The 16,403-nt window shown below is 38.1% G+C and carries 16 protein-coding genes; 3 read left to right on the plus strand and 13 right to left on the minus strand.

Features of this window, described 5'->3' with window-relative positions; translation table 11 throughout:
* Positions 1 to 41 precede the first annotated feature (41 nt).
* The 3 genes from SLH51_RS17915 to SLH51_RS17925 form a co-directional block, all read right to left on the minus strand.
* Positions 42 to 1,043, minus strand: coding sequence for an LLM class flavin-dependent oxidoreductase (locus SLH51_RS17915; RefSeq protein ID WP_335962811.1), 1,002 nt, complete (start codon positions 1,041 to 1,043; stop codon positions 42 to 44).
* A 322-nt stretch (positions 1,044 to 1,365) separates the two neighbouring features.
* Complete coding sequence (locus SLH51_RS17920) at positions 1,366 to 3,039, minus strand: ribonuclease J (RefSeq protein ID WP_335962813.1); 1,674 nt, start codon at positions 3,037 to 3,039, stop codon at positions 1,366 to 1,368.
* Positions 3,040 to 3,351: 312 nt separating this feature from the next.
* Positions 3,352 to 3,765 carry a hypothetical protein gene (locus SLH51_RS17925; RefSeq protein ID WP_335962815.1) on the minus strand — a complete coding sequence of 138 codons (414 nt, stop codon included), beginning with the start codon at positions 3,763 to 3,765 and terminating at the stop codon, positions 3,352 to 3,354.
* A 414-nt stretch (positions 3,766 to 4,179) separates the two neighbouring features.
* Here SLH51_RS17925 and SLH51_RS17930 point away from each other — a divergent pair, with 414 nt between their 5' ends.
* Complete coding sequence (locus SLH51_RS17930; RefSeq protein ID WP_335962817.1) at positions 4,180 to 5,319, plus strand: MFS transporter; 1,140 nt, start codon at positions 4,180 to 4,182, stop codon at positions 5,317 to 5,319.
* A gap of 198 nt (positions 5,320 to 5,517) precedes the next feature.
* On the opposite strand, the gene SLH51_RS17935 is transcribed toward SLH51_RS17930, so the two are convergent.
* From SLH51_RS17935 to SLH51_RS17980, 10 genes are all read right to left on the minus strand, one after another.
* Complete coding sequence (locus tag SLH51_RS17935; protein WP_335962819.1) at positions 5,518 to 7,197, minus strand: cbb3-type cytochrome c oxidase subunit I; 1,680 nt, start codon at positions 7,195 to 7,197, stop codon at positions 5,518 to 5,520.
* 15 nt (positions 7,198 to 7,212) lie between these two features.
* A complete protein-coding gene (locus SLH51_RS17940; protein WP_335962820.1) occupies positions 7,213 to 7,680 on the minus strand; it encodes a cytochrome c oxidase subunit II in 468 nt (155 codons plus the stop codon).
* Positions 7,681 to 7,691: 11 nt separating this feature from the next.
* Positions 7,692 to 7,832 carry a hypothetical protein gene (locus SLH51_RS17945; RefSeq protein ID WP_335962821.1) on the minus strand — a complete coding sequence of 47 codons (141 nt, stop codon included), beginning with the start codon at positions 7,830 to 7,832 and terminating at the stop codon, positions 7,692 to 7,694.
* 198 nt (positions 7,833 to 8,030) lie between these two features.
* Positions 8,031 to 8,954 carry a heme o synthase gene (cyoE, locus tag SLH51_RS17950; protein ID WP_390183946.1) on the minus strand — a complete coding sequence of 308 codons (924 nt, stop codon included), beginning with the start codon at positions 8,952 to 8,954 and terminating at the stop codon, positions 8,031 to 8,033.
* A gap of 214 nt (positions 8,955 to 9,168) precedes the next feature.
* On the minus strand, positions 9,169 to 9,534 hold the full coding sequence (locus SLH51_RS17955; RefSeq protein ID WP_335962824.1) for a putative zinc-binding protein: 366 nt from the start codon (positions 9,532 to 9,534) through the stop codon (positions 9,169 to 9,171).
* A gap of 248 nt (positions 9,535 to 9,782) precedes the next feature.
* Positions 9,783 to 9,974 (minus strand): hypothetical protein, encoded by a 192-nt coding sequence (locus SLH51_RS17960; RefSeq protein WP_335962826.1) that lies wholly within the window; start codon positions 9,972 to 9,974, stop codon positions 9,783 to 9,785.
* On the minus strand, positions 9,967 to 10,500 hold the full coding sequence (locus SLH51_RS17965; RefSeq protein WP_335962828.1) for a QcrA and Rieske domain-containing protein: 534 nt from the start codon (positions 10,498 to 10,500) through the stop codon (positions 9,967 to 9,969). The genes SLH51_RS17960 and SLH51_RS17965 overlap by 8 nt, the downstream gene beginning before the upstream one ends.
* 14 nt (positions 10,501 to 10,514) lie before the next feature.
* Complete coding sequence (locus SLH51_RS17970) at positions 10,515 to 11,057, minus strand: 4Fe-4S dicluster domain-containing protein (RefSeq protein WP_335962830.1); 543 nt, start codon at positions 11,055 to 11,057, stop codon at positions 10,515 to 10,517.
* A 26-nt stretch (positions 11,058 to 11,083) separates the two neighbouring features.
* A complete protein-coding gene (gene fdhF, locus SLH51_RS17975) occupies positions 11,084 to 13,207 on the minus strand; it encodes a formate dehydrogenase subunit alpha (protein ID WP_335962832.1) in 2,124 nt (707 codons plus the stop codon).
* Entirely contained in the window at positions 13,208 to 14,344 is a 1,137-nt protein-coding gene (locus SLH51_RS17980) for an MFS transporter (RefSeq protein ID WP_335962833.1), read from the minus strand.
* Positions 14,345 to 14,684: 340 nt separating this feature from the next.
* Here SLH51_RS17980 and SLH51_RS17985 point away from each other — a divergent pair, with 340 nt between their 5' ends.
* Complete coding sequence (locus tag SLH51_RS17985; protein ID WP_335962834.1) at positions 14,685 to 15,401, plus strand: Crp/Fnr family transcriptional regulator; 717 nt, start codon at positions 14,685 to 14,687, stop codon at positions 15,399 to 15,401.
* Positions 15,402 to 15,517: 116 nt separating this feature from the next.
* Complete coding sequence (locus SLH51_RS17990; protein ID WP_335962835.1) at positions 15,518 to 16,276, plus strand: Mrp/NBP35 family ATP-binding protein; 759 nt, start codon at positions 15,518 to 15,520, stop codon at positions 16,274 to 16,276.
* Positions 16,277 to 16,403: the final 127 nt, after the last annotated feature.

The following is a 16,403-nucleotide window of genomic DNA, read 5'->3' on the forward strand; positions in this document are numbered from 1 at the left end:
TAACCTCACTTAGACATAGTTTTTATTTTTCTACTCATTCGTCATTTGCCATCAACTATTTCTTTTAAAAGTTCATAAGACCTTTTTTGTTTGTCAGGGTCATAAATATAGGATACGGCCATGATTTCGTCAACGTTATAGTTTTCTTGAAAGCGCGTCAACTGTTCTCGTATCGAATCTTTTCCTCCTAATAAAGTCACACTAGACATCGATGTCGCTATTTCTTTCTCATGCTGACTCCAAATGAGATCCATATTTTCAACCGGAGGACGTAATGGCGTTCTGGAGTTACGTACAACATTCAAGAAAAATTGCTGCATCGTTGTTGATTCAAATTTTGCCTCCTCGTCACTTTCAGCTGCAATGACATTCAGACAGACAGTCATAAATGGAGCATCTAAGTATTCAGATGGCTGGAACTTACTACGATAAATAGTCATTGCTTCCTCCATATATCTTGGGGCAAAATGAGAAGCAAATACATATGGCAAGCCTAACTTTGCTGCTAAAACAGCTGAATCTGTCGATGAACCGAGGATATAAATCGGAATATTCGTGCCCACACCTGGATAAGCCTTTGTATAACCTTGAAGCTCTTCGGGTCCAAAATACGTCAACAATGCATTCACATCATCTGGAAATGTATAGACCGAATCATTTTGCGATCGTCTTAGTGCACTTGCAGTCTTCATATCAGTTCCAGGTGCCCGGCCTAACCCTAAGTCCAACCGGTTTGGATAGATCGTTGCCATCGTTCCAAATTGTTCGGCTACGACTAAAGGAGAATGGTTAGGTAACATAATTCCGCCAGCTCCAACACGTATATGCTCTGTATGTTCCAATGTATGTTTGATTAAAATGGGAGTAGCTGAACTCACTAGAGTTGGCGTATTATGGTGCTCAGCTATCCAATATCGTACATAGCCCATTTTCTCAGTCGCTTGCGCCAAATCGACCATTGCATCGATGGCTTCTTTCGCCCCCTGCCCTTCACGAATCGGGGCCAGATTTAAGACCGAAACAGGTATTTGTATATTCGACATTTAAATTTGTCCTTTCTTGTTGAAGATTCATTTCTATAGTAACAATTAAAACATTAGAAACAAACTTAAATGCTTGTGAGTAACATGATGGTATTTGTGGTTAATAGTAGATTTATTCCTGACCGTAACCTATTATTACATGCTATTTTGTTTAGAGTCAGTCACCAGTTGTGTGTTCTGAATCGCATTGTTTTAAAAAGATGTATTCAATCTTGTCAAAACTTTTGTAGGCTTCTAGTCCGGAATTTCTACTTCACAAATAAAAACTGGCGCTAATCCATTGTTAGGTTAGCGCCCTTTCCATTAAAAAACGGTTTTGATATTAAATTTCAATAATAATAGGAAGGATCATTGGCTTTTTCTTGGTATGTGAAAATAAATATTGTCCTACTGATTTTTTTAGCGTTTGTTTCAAGACATTCCATTGATATTTATTCGCTTCTAGTAGCTCGTTCACGTTTTTGGTAATCAGGCGATTCACATCTCTTTGGAGCTCCTCTGACTCTTTGACATACACAAATCCACGAGAAATAACGTCCGGTCTAGAAACCAATTTTTTTTCTGTTTTGCTCAATGTTAACACAATTACGAGCATCCCATCTTCAGAGAGTTGTTTGCGATCTCGTAACACAAGATCTCCAACATCACCAACACCTACCCCGTCTACATAAGTATTCCCTGCAGGCACTTTCCGAGTCTGGCGCGCAATTCCGTTTTCAATATCGACAACATCGCCATTATTGATAATAAACGTGTTTCCTTGCTTTACTCCAACAGATTCTGCTAACAAGCGGTGATGGTGGAGCATTCGATATTCACCGTGAATCGGAATTAAATATTTTGGTTTCATTAATGTAAGCATTAGCTTTAAATCTTCTTGATAACCATGGCCGGAAACATGCATACCTGATGAACTTCCTGTTCCATAAATCACTCTTGCTCCAAGTGAAAATAAGTTGTCTACGATACTTGTGACATTCCGTTCATTTCCTGGAATAGGACCAGCTGCAAAGATAACTGTGTCTCCAGCTAAAATCTCGACACCTCGAAAGTTTCCGGTAGATAAACGTGCAAGAGCAGCCATTGGTTCCCCTTGACTCCCCGTGCATAAAATCGCGACCTTTTCCGGAGCCAATTCATTGATTTCATTTTGATCAATCAACATCCCCTCAGGAACAGTTAAATACCCACGTTCCATCGCAACAGCAACGACATTCACCATGCTTCTTCCAAGCAATGCTAGCTTTCGATTTGTTTTTTGGCAAGCATCCACAACTTGCTGAACACGGCTAATATTTGAAGCAAACGTAGAGAGAATGACTTTGCGTTCTGCCCTCATGAATGCCTCGTCAACATGTTCACCTACCCTTTGTTCAGAAGGGGTAGCACCTGGCCGTTCTGCATTGGTACTTTCAGATAATAGAAGCAAGACTCCTTCTTTGCCGATTTCAGCCATTTTATGAATATCAGAATGCTCGTTATTTGCTGGGGTTAAATCAAACTTAAAGTCACCGGTATGTACGATATTCCCCTCTGGTGTGTGAAAGACCATTCCTAAGCAATCAGGAATACTATGAGTCACTTTAAAGAAATCTACACTTATATCGTCAAACGTTACAGTTGAGTTGGCGTTAATTTCAATCAATTCAGATTCCCTCAGAATTTTATGCTCTTTTAATTTTAATTCAATTAATCCTAATGTAAAGCGCGTTGCATAAACGGGTACATTTATCTTTTTTAAGAAAAATGGGATGCCCCCGATATGATCTTCATGTCCATGAGTGACAATTAACGCTCTGACTTTCTCTTTGTTTTCAAGTAAATAGGTAATATCAGGTATAATTAAATCAATCCCAAGTAAACTTTCATCTGGAAACTTATTCCCACAATCGATGATTACAATATCGTTTGAACATTCGATTGCATACATGTTTTTCCCAATTTCATGCAAGCCACCTAAGGCGAAAATGGATACTGCATTTACCTTTGTGCTCAAGAATAACCCCTCCAACTTTAAATAATAAACATAGTATGCCCTTTTTGGACTCCCTTAATAAGAGGAGTTATTTACTTTAGTATTCAATCTCAGCAAGTTGAATCCATGTCTAGTACACCATCCTAAGGCAGAATCCTTTTAGATTCTGCCTCTTCTTCACTTACCATCTTATGAGTTAGCACCTCCATCATCCATTACAAAAACTAAATTTTTATCACCTTGTTTATCTAAAATCGATGGACGATAGAAGAACCATCGTCAATAATGGCATCATAATCATTGGTAAGAGGAATTTCTTTTTTTTAGTTGATTCTAAGCATTATCGCTGGAGTTCACTATACTCTCAACAGAGTTTACGTAATTGGACAAAGGCTCTCCCTTGTAAATAAAGTTTCTAATGGCTAATACAGGACGAAGGATTGCCTCAGATTCTCCAGTCATTATTTTCAATTCCGTTTTCTCTGGCTCAACCGGATAATAAGAGCCCCACTCTACCATCCCTTCAAACGTGTGTTTCAAAACTTCTCCAAAATAAACAGCGAATAGGATTGATACTTTAAGTTTTAAATCATCTTCAACAGTATCAAATAAAAAGGGTAACTCTTTTTCTAGTTGTTTTATGCTTTTAGGAGAGTAGTCGACTTTAATTTTGAATTCCTTACACATCTCACGAAAGTCATCTGAATGTACATGACTAATAAGATTGCTTAACGTGTTGTCACTCACAGAAAATCCTCCCTTTAACGTACAATGCCTTGCTATATAGAATTGGCTATTCATATGCTAGTTATCCTACAATATGGTACTTAATGATACGTTTCCAACAAAAAAAGATCAAATTCACCCGATGCTTTACTAATTGCCTCATTTTTAAAAGTTCAATCATCTATTTTCTGTTGGAATCCACGCTTTGTTCACTTCCAAGTTACATCTTTTTGTTGAATGTCATAATTCTAATTCTTTCCCTGTAATAGCTCTAGGTACATAACTACCTTACCCTTAATTGTCCAAATTCCAAAAAATACATTTGATCTATTGCTTATCAAAATAATAATTGTTTTAATCAATGTAAGTTGTCATTCAATTACGTTTCAATCACAACTAGTAATTTGTATGATCAGTCAAAATGGGGTGACGTTATTGATATTAATTTACATAATTATTGTAGTGGCATTTATAGATACTTTTTCACAGCTTCCAATTATCGCTCCTTTTTCTATTAGTTTGGGAGCCAGTCCATTCGAAATAGGAATTATTATTGGTGTTTATTCGTTTTCAAATATTATCGGGAATATCGTATCTGGATATTGGATCGATCGAATTGGACCCAAAATAATACTTTGTGTAGGAATGATATCTGTTGGGGTGGTACTTTTCTTCTATTCAATGGTTACCACCCCACACCAGTTAGTATATGTTCGCTTTATACATGGTATAGCTGGCGGGTTGATTGTACCTGCTGCTTTTACGTTTTTAGGATCGATAAAGACAGATCAATCAAAAAGCAAGTTGATGGCTTTTTCAGGGGCTTCTGTTGGGGTTGCTGCAATTGCAGGACCAGCACTTGGAGCAATTATTAGTGGAAGGTTCGGTTATGATTCTTTGTTTTATTTGGTTACTTTCCTAATGATAGGTTTTGCCTTATTAGCTATCATTTTTGTAAAAGATCTTCCCTTAGAAAAAGGGGGTGATGACCATGGCGTGAACAGTCAAAATAACCATGAACCCTTTTCCATAACAAAACCACTTCTCTACTCATATCTTTCTATCTTTTTGTTATTATTCACGCTAGGGATACTAACATTCGCCTTGCCTTTAAAAGTAAACGAACTTCAATTGAATACTGAACTAACAGGGCCTTTATTAAGCGTATTTGGAATGGTTGCGATTCTAATCTTTATCCTTCCTACTAATTCTCTCTTTGATAAATGGAAAAGAACTCGAATAATGACGTTAGGGCTAATAATCACTTCTCTAGCTTTAATTGGTTTATCGTTGTCAGTCACGTTCGCGCATTTGTTATTGACGATGGTCATCTATGGGATCGGGTTTGCTTTCATCTTCCCATCTACAAGCGCAACTGTAGTGGAGTCTTCTGGAGAAACGAAACGCGGGAAAGCCTTTGGGCTATTTTACGCCTGTTTTTCTTTCGGTGTAATAGTTGGTTCCTTCCTTTCAGGTATGTTGACTGTGACACCCTCATATCTTTTTTTTATCGGTTCTTTAGTCTTACTTTTTGTTATTATTTTGTTCCATCTAATTGTTGGTCTAAAAACTTAAGAATCCTTTATATAAAAAAACTGCAACTGCTGTTATCTATCATCCTTGGCTCTCCTTCCTCGCTGAATATATCTTTCTATGTATAAAGGTGTCGGTTACCCGACACCTCAAAGACTCGCTATGATTGAGTGTAGCTATGTGTTGACGGGAATTCCACCCGCTTTTCATATGACACCCCCCATAAGCTTGACCGCACGATTACCACGTTTTAAATGGTGGTGATCCTGGAGGTGCATTCCCGATAATTTCCCACAATGGGATCACGTACCCGATGGCAATTACGACTAGCATAATGATGATCACACGTCCCCAACGCTCTGTCCAATAAGGTGTTTTCGCAGCATTTACTTCCACCTCAGCGATAGGAAATTCTGTTTCTCCTTTTGGTGCAAAGAACATGAGATGGACAACTGCATAGACTTGAAGAATAACCCCGACCATTAGTAAAGTTCCTCCAACAGCTAAAAACATCAAATATGGATCCCAACTTAATGCCGTTGCATTATCAAAATAAGTTGTATAGGAAGTTCTACGAGGTGAACCTAGTATTCCAACCCAATGCATCGCAACTGCCATGAGTGCCATACCTACTGTCCAAATCAATGTTTGGATAACTCCCAATTTATTCATTTTAGGTGTCAACACCCGCTTTGATAAATAAGGGACTAACCAGTAACTGATTCCGAAGAACGTTAAAATAACGCTTGTTCCTACAGTTAAATGGAAATGCCCGACAACCCACATCGTATTGTGAACGACTTGGTTTAATTGGTTTGTACTTTGAACAATCCCACCTGCGCCACCAGGAATAAAGGCAATCATTGCAATCATCGGTGCTAAGAACCGAACATCGCCCCATGGCAATTTTTTAAACCAACTGACGACTCCTTTTCCACCTTTCTTCTTGGCCGTTTTCTCAAACACAGAAAACATCGCGTACGCAGTCATTAACGAAGGAAAACCGATCGCTAAGCTCATAAACACGTGTAAAAATTTAACATGCTCTGTAATTCCAGGGTCAATAATTTGATGGTGGAACCCTCCCGGAATATTCATAATTACAAGTAACATTATAACGACACGAGTTAATGTATCACTAAACCGTCTTCCACCGATTACTTTGGGGACAACAACGTACCATGCAGACACGGCTGTTAAATACCATATATTTACTAGTGTGTGTCCAAAAGCCCAAAATAGTGTCCGGGCAAGCATCACATTGATCGTCTCGACCCAACCAATCGCCCATGGAATGATCATTAACACTTCTATCGTTACAGGAATGCTCCCGAAAAACAGTAGTACAAATACACCTGTAGCAAAGTAAGCAAGAATTGGAACGTGCTTTCCTTTATTATTCTTTCTCCAATTCGCAACTTGAATAAATGCTCCGAATGCACACATCCATACACCCAATACAATAAATACTAAACCAATATAAAATACAGGATGTGCTGCCATAGGTGGATAAAATGTATATAAAACAGATGCTTCATTCATTAGGATCGGGACAACCGCTAACACGAACCCGATCATTTTCAGTCCAAAACCGACCCATGCTAGCTTTCTTACTTTAGGAAGAAGCCCTCCTAGCGTATGAGAGAGTGCTGCATAGAAATAACCAACCGTAAAGAACGCAGTTAACACAAGAACTAATAATAAACCATGTGCTGTTAACACTTGATAATAAGTAAACCAGGATGGTAGTTCCAGAAGACCTGCTCGGTTTAACCCTTGCAACAAACCTAATACTCCACCAATAAGAAGTGCTGCGAATGCTACAAGTAAATAGGATTTTGATATGATGGCATCTTCTGGACTTATTCCGAGCACTTTATTCGATTTTTCGTTAAAAGATTTTTTTATAGCTGTTTCCACTTTTGGTCCCCCCTTTTATTTCACCGTAATTGTTGTAGCCATATGTTGGTGACCAATGCCGCAGTATTCATTACATACGACTAGATATTCACCTGGTTCATTAAACGTCTGTGATATTTTTTGGATATGTCCTGGCGTTACCATTGCATTTAAGTTTGTTCCAGCAACTTGGAACCCGTGGACAACATCTTTTGAAGTCATCGTAAAATGTACAGTCGATCCAGCAGGAATTTCAATGTTATTTGGATTAAACCTGAAAATTTCCAGTGTCATAACAACTTCATATTCGTTTTCACCAATTTGTTTCACACCTGGATTATCAAATGGTGCTGTCTCATCGACCTTTTGTGGATCGATCGTTTCCATGTGACTTGGTGGTCCCATTCCTAAGACAAATGTTTGATAACCTGTAAAAAGCATGAATCCTATAATCATACCAAAGCTTACAATAAGCCATATTTTTTCATCGAGATGAAATTTCATCGTACTCCCCCCTATACTCTAGCTAAATATACCGAAAACATTAATACATACGTTCCGAGAATGACTGCTGCTACTACTCCTAAGGAAAACCAGGTGCCTACGCGTGTACCATGATCTTTGATAGCCTCCTGCTTATTCTTTTTAGCTTCCATAGATTATCAACCTCCTTATCTTCTTACTCATATCTTATTTAATAACGCCTCTTAAGGTGGTGAGTTGAATCACTTAGAGTGTGGCTAAATAGTGAACGACTATCTGTAAGGTAGAAAAAAGAAATAGACAACTTGAGGAAAATACAAAAAGTGGCCCCGGAAGTTTACAATCAAATTGTAAATCCTCCGGGGCATCTATTATTTCGGTTGGCTAAATATTGGCAAAGTAACAATCATCATCAAGAAAAATAGGATCATTAAATAATTCACAGAACACAAGAACATGATACGGGCCCATTTTAATTCATTTTTCGTAAAAAAGCCGTATAGACTTAAAACGAACCAAGCTACGTTTAATAAGGTTGTAATCACAATAAAAGTTGTTCCAAGTGACATTAAATAAAAGGGCAATGGCAACAAGCAAGCAACATAGACAACGATTTGCCGCTTCGTCACATTCAATCCATGTACAACGGGAAGCATCGCAACTCCTGCCGCTTTATATTCTTCACATTTCCGTATCGCGATCGCAAACGTATGTGGCATTTGCCAAATAAAGATGAGTAAAAACAAGACAATTGGAACGATATGTGAAGCTGGCTGGATAGCAGCCCAGCCAATTAAAGGGGTAATAGCTCCAGAAACGCTTCCAATAACCGTATTTAGCGTATATCTTCGTTTTGACCACATTGTATACAGAACAACATAGGTGAACCACCCGACAAATGCATAAATGGTCGCTTCCACAGTTGTAAAAAGCAAAAGGATAAAACCAAGTACCGTCAAGATAATCCCCATTGACAAAACAACATGAAGAGGAATCGTACCCGTTACAGTTGGACGTTTTTTCGTTCTTTCCATTAATCGATCTATATCAACATCGTACCAGTTATTAAGGATAAGAGCACCTGCAATTACGAATGTACTTCCTATCATCGTTAAAAAAAATACATTTCCATGGTTCATAAAAGAATCATTGGAAAAATGCAGTGCTAACCAAAATCCAATAAAAACAGGTAGCACATTTGAAACTAACACCCCTCGTTTAACAAGTGTTGTTAATTCAGATATGAAACGCTCCTTCCTACCCAACAGCAAAGAAAGCTGTTTATTGATTCTCATTAACGATTCCTCCCCCTTAGAATAAATAGAAGACATTTAAGCTAGAAAGAGGTTCCCCCATTTCTACATTAACGGTATCATTTTTTATCGAGTAACAAGGTGATCTAAGTCACCATTACGAAAAGGGACATTTAAATAAAATAGATGAGCAAAGGGAAGAAAGATTGGAAAGTTATTAAAATAAAAAGGAACACGTTTTACGTGTTCCCTGTTACTAAGAATGATTGGTTGTAAGGTCCAAAATCTTTTTGTAAGCATTCATATAAAGGTCAGGGTTGGGATCTTCACCTTTAATCTTTGGTACCTCAAAGTCAGACAGGACAAAATGGTGCTTAGGTTGAATGTCATGCCTAGCTAAAGAACTCTTGCAACAGGATAAGAGACAACCGTCAATTGCAATGATCTCTCGACCGGATTTCGCTGTTCTGACAAGTGGTTTGACATCCCCACCAACACCAGCAATACACGACATTTCAGCAACGTTTTCTCGATCCATTTTTATCGCAATCATGTTAGCGGTTTGTGCGGCCGAGGAACATCCAGAGCATGAATACACAAGAGGTAAATCAGTTCTTTTCATCGTTGTACTCCTTCCTATTTAAGCATTTGATTTAACGAAATGTTGCGATTTTTTGGGGAGATGAAATTATTATGTCTTCTACAAGCTCTCCTCGTTAACCAAATAACTATCATTTACTATAAGTTATTTCGTTTCTTAAGTCTGTGAGTAATGTTACCTTTTTTATTAATCGTTAACGAAAAATAGAGAACTTACTTGTGATTAAATGAAAAAAACAAGGAGGACTTATAGAAGTCGCCCTTGTTTTATTAGCTATACTCCCATTTTCTCCAAAGTAAAAATGTAATAAAGGCTACTACCGAGGATAGTAAGGCAATAATGGTATTTCGAAAAACGAGTTCAAATTCTAATCCAAGATATGCTTCAATGGTCCACTGTAACATCACAACATTGATTGCTAAGGTTATGAAAATAATAGCCCAACAGATCTTTTTAGCCATGTCGAATCTTCCTTCCAACTGCATAGACAGTCCCGTTTTGAACTTCAATATCAATTAAAGGTAATTCGCGCTGAGGTGGTCCTGCAATCGGATGGCCATTATTTAAATCAAAATATCCTTGATGACACGGACATAACAACACTTCACTTTCTTGCTCATAAAATACCGGACACATTAAATGAGTACAGGCACTATTATACGCTTTTAGCTCCCCTGCTTTTGTATGAACTAGAAGGGCTGGGTCATTTTCAGTTGGATAATTAAATGTGATTGATGAACCTTTAGGTACTGAATCTAGCTTGGCAATTTCAACAAGCTCTCTTTCCTCTTCAAAATCACCAAACAGTGCCTTTACGGAAAATGGTAATGTTGTGAGCCCAAGAGCTACAGTTGCTCCAACTGCCGTTTTTAAGAAAGCTCTTCTATTAAACTTTAAGTCATCAAAACGGCTAATGTTCCCCGTTAAGTTCATCATGTCATCTTTGCTTTGATGTTTCTCACGTTTGCATTTCGTTTTCTCAGTCATGATAATTCCTCCTACTAGTCTGAATACACTCCAAAAAATTCCGGTACATATTTCCATTTATCATTTTCACTTGGTTTCTTACCATCAATTAAGTTCATTTGCGTACGACGTCTCCTTAGTGACTGCATCTCTTCAAAATCAATAAAGCGAATCGCTTCACTCGGACAAACCGATGCACACATTGGAGCAATATCATATTTTGAACGGTCGTAACACATGTCGCATTTATACATTTTGTTTTCTTCAAAATCAAACTTAGGGATACCAAACGGACAGGCAAATGTACAGTTACGACAGCCGATACATTTTTCGTCCATCGCTGATAATACAACTCCTTCTTCCGTAATTTGAATAGCATTAGCCGGACAGACTCGCGCACAAGCTGGGTCTTTACACTGCATACACATCATCGGAAAAGTCTGTCTGCTCTCAGTAAAATCAATATATTCTACATAATTCCGTTCTTTTGCATCATGATCTCCACACTCTCGGCATGCCGCTTGACATGCGCGGCAGCCGATACAACGTTCAAATTCTAGGTACATAATTTTATTCATAGGAAGTTCCTCCAGTAAGCTTTGATTTATACTTTTTCGAGTTTCACGGCTGCGACTTTAAATTCCGGCATTCTTGAAACTGGATCTAATGCAGGATTCGTTAATTTGTTCGCAGCTAGCTCCTTGCCCCAGTGATAAGGAATAAATACCGTGTCTTTACGAATGGCTTTTGTAATTCGGGCCTCAACGGTCATATTCGAACGTGGACTTGTGATCAACACCTTATCTTTGTTTGAAATATTGTATTGACTTGCAAGTTCAGGATGGATCTCAATATATGGCAGAGGACATTGCTGCATTAAAAAGTCAACACGTCTCGTTTGTGTACCTGATAAATAATGAAAGACAACTCGGCCTGTTGTTAAAATGTGAGGATAATCCTTCGTTGGCACCTCAGCAGGCTCTGCCCAATCAACAGCAGCCAAGTTCGCTTTTCCATCCTCTGTTCCAAACTTCTCTTTAAACATAGTTGGTGTACCTGGGTGATCTTCGGATGGACAAGGCCAGAATACACCATCTTCTTTATCAATTCGTTCCCATGTAATCCCGTGATAATCTGCTTTCCCACCTTTTGAAGCAATTCTTAATTCTTCAAAAATTTGTTTTGGGTTGTCGTAGGTAAAGAATTGTTCTTTTCCCATTCTCTTGGCGATATCACACATGATTTGCCAGTCTGTTTTTGATTCTCCTACTGGCTCTGTTACTTTTCGTACCCGGATGACGCGACCTTCTAAATTGGTTGTGGTTCCTTCATCTTCTGCCCAAGTTGTTGTTGGTAGAACGACATCAGCAAATTCGGCTGTTTCAGATAAAAAGAAATCACTTACTACTAAGAAATCCAGCTTTTTTAATCCACTCCAAATGTATTCAAGATTCGGCGCAGATACCGCAGGATTGCTACACATAATATGCATTCCGCGGATATTCTCCTTTTGAATTTCATGGAACATTTCATATGCAGAAACGCCTGCTTTCGGCATTTCCTCAGGTTTAATTCCCCACACACTCGCTACATATTTGACATGCTCTGGGTTATCAATTTTTCGGTAACCAGGTAGGGCATCCGCCTTTTGTCCATGCTCTCGACCCCCTTGGCCATTTCCTTGTCCTGTTATCGTTGCAACACCAGCAGCAAATTTTCCGATTTGACCTCGAAGTAACGCCATTGATGTGTAAAGTGTTACGTTGTCTACCCCTTTGTTTTGTTGTTCAATCCCACGACAGAACGTTACAATTGATTTAGGAGATCTTCCGTAAATATGGGCTGCCTTAATGATTTTTTCTTTCGAAACTCCTGTGATGGATTCTGTATATTCAGGAGTAAATTTCATAACCATCGCTTTTAATTCCTCATAGTTATTGCATCTTTCATTTACATACTCTTCATCAACATAGCCTTCTTTAACGAGTAAATGCATGATCCCGTTTGCTAACGCTGAATCAGACCCTGGTTTTAAATCTAGGTGAACATCGGCGACTCGTGCTGTTGGTGTTTCTCTTGGATCGGCAACGATTAACTTCGCTCCTTTATCCTTTGCCTTCCACAACCATTGGATCATCGTTGGATGACATTCAGCTGTGTTAGAACCGGCCATAAATAAGCAGTCGGTATGCTCAAATTCGGGTAATGGTAAACTAGATCCACGGTCAACTCCAAGAGTTTTCATTAGTCCACCGGCCGCAGAGGACATACAGAAGCGACCATTATAATCTAGGAATCTCGTCCCGATTCCAACACGAGCGTATTTACCAACTAAGTAACATTTTTCATTTGTCATAGATACTCCACCAAATACACCAACAGAATCTTTCCCATGGTCTTTTTGAAGTCTCTTGAAATTTTTCTCAATTAAGTCATAGGCTTCTTCCCAACTAGACTCAACAAATTTCCCATTCTTTTTTATTAACGGCTTTAAGATACGTTCTTTATGATTAACTGTCTGATATGCCGTAACCCCTTTAGGACACATTTTTCCGAGTGTAACCGGCCAATCATAACGTGGTTCAACCCCTACGACCTTTCCAGACTTTTCATTCACTCTAATATGCATTCCGCATTGCATGCCACAATAGCAGCAATGCGTGGTCACTAGTTTTTCACCAGGCTTTTGTAAGTTCTTTACTCCCTCTTTGACAAGAAATTCACTCATTTATTTGTCCCCCGTTTTCTCGTAATAAGAATCTTCTCGCTTTTGCCCGAATCCTGGGATATGAATGCCATTATTCGTTTGAATCGGTCCATTGGGAGAAGGTAAGTTTGATTGAATGTTTAACTGCTTCATCACACGAATTCTTCTTCTGCAACTCGGACAATAATCAGCTAAATACGAACCGTCCGCTAGTTGCAAGTCAAAACTTTGTGCTCCAAGAATTTCTTTTACATCTTCTATTTGATCATCATTACTGTATGGTGCTTGACATGACTTACACTCCCTCGTATCAATACCAACCACTTCTTGATAATTCATAGGCACAGCTGTTGTTAATGGTCTTACTGGAAGGTGGAACAGCTTACCAAATGGGAAATACACTAAGAAAATAACAACTGTTATTTGGTGAATGAGTGCTAAATAGTTGTGCATCCAGCCACCTAAAAATTTATAAGAAACCGTAAGTATCAATCCAGATACCGTTACCCAAAGTAGGATATATAATGGAAATAGATCAAATTCAACTCGTTGGGTTACTTTCACATCTTGGTTTCTAGAGCGTCTAATAAGTGCCATGGTCACACCAATTAACACCATCATCGCTGTGATGTTTAAACCGTTGTACACTAGTTCAGCAAATAATCCATTTGCTGCCATCGTAATAGTCGGAATTCCCATCACAACCATCTGATATGTTTCCGGATCAATAAGTTTAAAGTGCATCCAGCCAAATGTTAAACCAAAGGTAATTGCAAATGAGCCAATACAGCCCCAAGCAATCAACCAATGCATAATTCCTCTATAAATACCACGTTTAAAAATGAACTTCTGAAGTATGATGTTATCAAAGGCCGTTTTTGCTACGGCTTTCCAATTTCGTTTTACTCTTTTCTTCTTCTTCATATTTCGAAAACTTCTTTTAAGCACTTGGTGCGTTGCTGGTCTAACTGCCCATGCACATAATCGAACGGTCATTCCAATCGCAAAAACAAATGAAGCGATTAAGTAGCCAAACAACATCATATCTACATGTGAGAATTGCCCCGTGCCTACCCACATTAAGAAAATCAGGACCATAACAATAACGAATGAATACATACTTGCTTTCGAATAAAATGATTTTTCAATCTGACTCATTTTGCCACTCCTTATTTGTGACTCTTAATTTGATAAGTTTATTGTAAGTTTTCTTCCTCAGTTAAACTGTGAGGTTCGTCACATTAGAAAAAATCATTGTGAAAGTTTAATGAACAACATCATCTGCGCATAAAAAAAACGAGAACCAACTTCTTTCGTTCGTATACGGAAGGGTGAGAAAAGCTTAAAACGAAAAACCTGCTGAAAACTGTTAAGCCCGTCACTGTTATGACCTAAAAGGGACACACCAACTTTCAAGCAAGTGTGATTTTTATCACACTTTGCATTTTTCATTTCACTTATAATGAAGTTATTAATCATTTGGTAGGAGGTTTTTTACATGGCAACACTAAATTTGGAGCGAACTACTCATCAAAATACATTTCACCTTTCGGAAAAAACATTAACTGCTTTAACAGAAATTATGTATGAACAAAAAGTTGACGCTGGTACGTACTTATTTTGGGAAGGCTATGCCGCTGATAAGCTTTTTTATATAATAGAAGGCAATGTAAAAATAGTAAAAGGTACTGCAGACGGCAAAGATTATATTCTAAATATGTATGGTTCCGGTGATTTATTTGGAGAACTAAGCAGCTTTATGCCAATCAATTATAGCTACAATGCAATAGCATTATCTGATTGTGTGATTAGTGTCATTCAACAACAGGATTTAGAGATCCTTTTATGGCAACACGGAGAAATAGCTGTTGAATTCTTGAAATGGACGTCTTTGTTAAACCAGACCACGCAATCAAAGCTCCGAGATCTAACGTTTCACGGCAAGCTTGGTGCCCTTTGTTCAACATTGATTCGAATGGCAAATTCTTATGGAAAGACGTTCGAAGATGAAATCCGTATTACAAAGAAAGTAAAAAACGGTGAATTAGGAGAATATATCGGTGCAACAAGAGAAAGTGTAAATCGCATGCTTTCAGACTTACGAGACAAAGAAATTCTAAGCCAAGATAAGGGCTATCTTGTTATCAATAATCTTAAAGCATTAAAAGACATTTGTCATTGCGAAAATTGTCCATTAGAAATTTGTAGAATGTAATCCAAAATAAGACTGACTTCATTTCAGTCTTATTTTTTTTTACGAACAAAAGAGTGATCATTATCACAGTCTTTTAGAATGAAATTCAGTAATCTACTAGTAAAGGAGTGAACAAAATGTTAAATGGAAATGTAATAGCAGTCACTAGCGGGAAAGGTGGTGTCGGGAAATCGACAGTTGCGATTAACCTTGCCCTTACTTTAGCGAATTCAGGAAAGGAAGTAGCCCTTATAGATCTTGATGTTTACGGAAATAGTGTCCCTAAAATTTTAAACATAACCTCAAAACCAAAGACAATGAATAACAAAATCATTCCCGTTGGTTACGAAAACATCAAGGTAATGTCGATGGGTTTTTTAACAAAGGGAAATGATCCGATCATATGGCGTGGTCCAATGGCCGGTAAAATGGTAGATCACTTTTTGGACGAAGTCATTTGGGGGAAAGTTGATTACGCTATTCTTGATATGCCTCCAGGAACAGGTGATATCTCTCTGGATTTGCATAATAAATTACCTAATTTAAATGAAATCATCGTTACTACCCCTCACCCAAATGCCGTTCATGTTGCAGAACGTGCTGGATTGATGGCGAAAGAGACAAATCATACGATTTTAGGTGTTGTCGAAAACATGTCGTATTTCACACCTTCTCTTGGTACAGAAAAGTACTTTTTATTCGGGAAAGATGGCGGCCAAGCACTAGCAACCAATTTAAACACTGAACTTTTAGCTCAAATTCCTATATGTTATACACAAATAGATGAACAGCCTCCCCTTCTAATAAATGACTCTCCAACTTTATTAGAAGCTTACCAGTCACTTTCTGATAAAATTTCAAGGAAACTTCCAGTAACTCAAAAAAACTTGAGTTAAAGAGGCTACTAAAAAAGGTCAATTTTTGAGGCCACTGAAAAGGTTGGTTTTGATCTGCACCCCAAAAGTTAGAGTTACAATCTGACTTCTGGGGTGTATTTTTATGGCTAAATATAGTGAAGAATTT

The organism is Halalkalibacter kiskunsagensis (genome assembly GCF_037027555.1).
GTDB classification, from domain to species: Bacteria; Bacillota; Bacilli; order Bacillales; family Bacillaceae_D; genus Halalkalibacter; species Halalkalibacter kiskunsagensis.

Coding starts and splice junctions, on each gene's coding strand:
- SLH51_RS17915 (WP_335962811.1), bottom strand. CDS start 1,043: ATGTCGAATATACAAATACCTGTTTCGGTCTTAAATCTGGCCCCGATT.
- SLH51_RS17940 (WP_335962820.1), bottom strand. CDS start 7,680: ATGAAATTTCATCTCGATGAAAAAATATGGCTTATTGTAAGCTTTGGT.
- SLH51_RS17945 (WP_335962821.1), bottom strand. CDS start 7,832: ATGGAAGCTAAAAAGAATAAGCAGGAGGCTATCAAAGATCATGGTACA.
- cyoE (WP_390183946.1), bottom strand. CDS start 8,954: ATGAGAATCAATAAACAGCTTTCTTTGCTGTTGGGTAGGAAGGAGCGT.
- SLH51_RS17955 (WP_335962824.1), bottom strand. CDS start 9,534: ATGAAAAGAACTGATTTACCTCTTGTGTATTCATGCTCTGGATGTTCC.
- SLH51_RS17960 (WP_335962826.1), bottom strand. CDS start 9,974: ATGGCTAAAAAGATCTGTTGGGCTATTATTTTCATAACCTTAGCAATC.
- SLH51_RS17965 (WP_335962828.1), bottom strand. CDS start 10,500: ATGACTGAGAAAACGAAATGCAAACGTGAGAAACATCAAAGCAAAGAT.
- SLH51_RS17970 (WP_335962830.1), bottom strand. CDS start 11,057: ATGAATAAAATTATGTACCTAGAATTTGAACGTTGTATCGGCTGCCGC.
- fdhF (WP_335962832.1), bottom strand. CDS start 13,207: ATGAGTGAATTTCTTGTCAAAGAGGGAGTAAAGAACTTACAAAAGCCT.
- SLH51_RS17980 (WP_335962833.1), bottom strand. CDS start 14,344: ATGAGTCAGATTGAAAAATCATTTTATTCGAAAGCAAGTATGTATTCA.
- SLH51_RS17985 (WP_335962834.1), top strand. CDS start 14,685: ATGGCAACACTAAATTTGGAGCGAACTACTCATCAAAATACATTTCAC.
- SLH51_RS17990 (WP_335962835.1), top strand. CDS start 15,518: ATGTTAAATGGAAATGTAATAGCAGTCACTAGCGGGAAAGGTGGTGTC.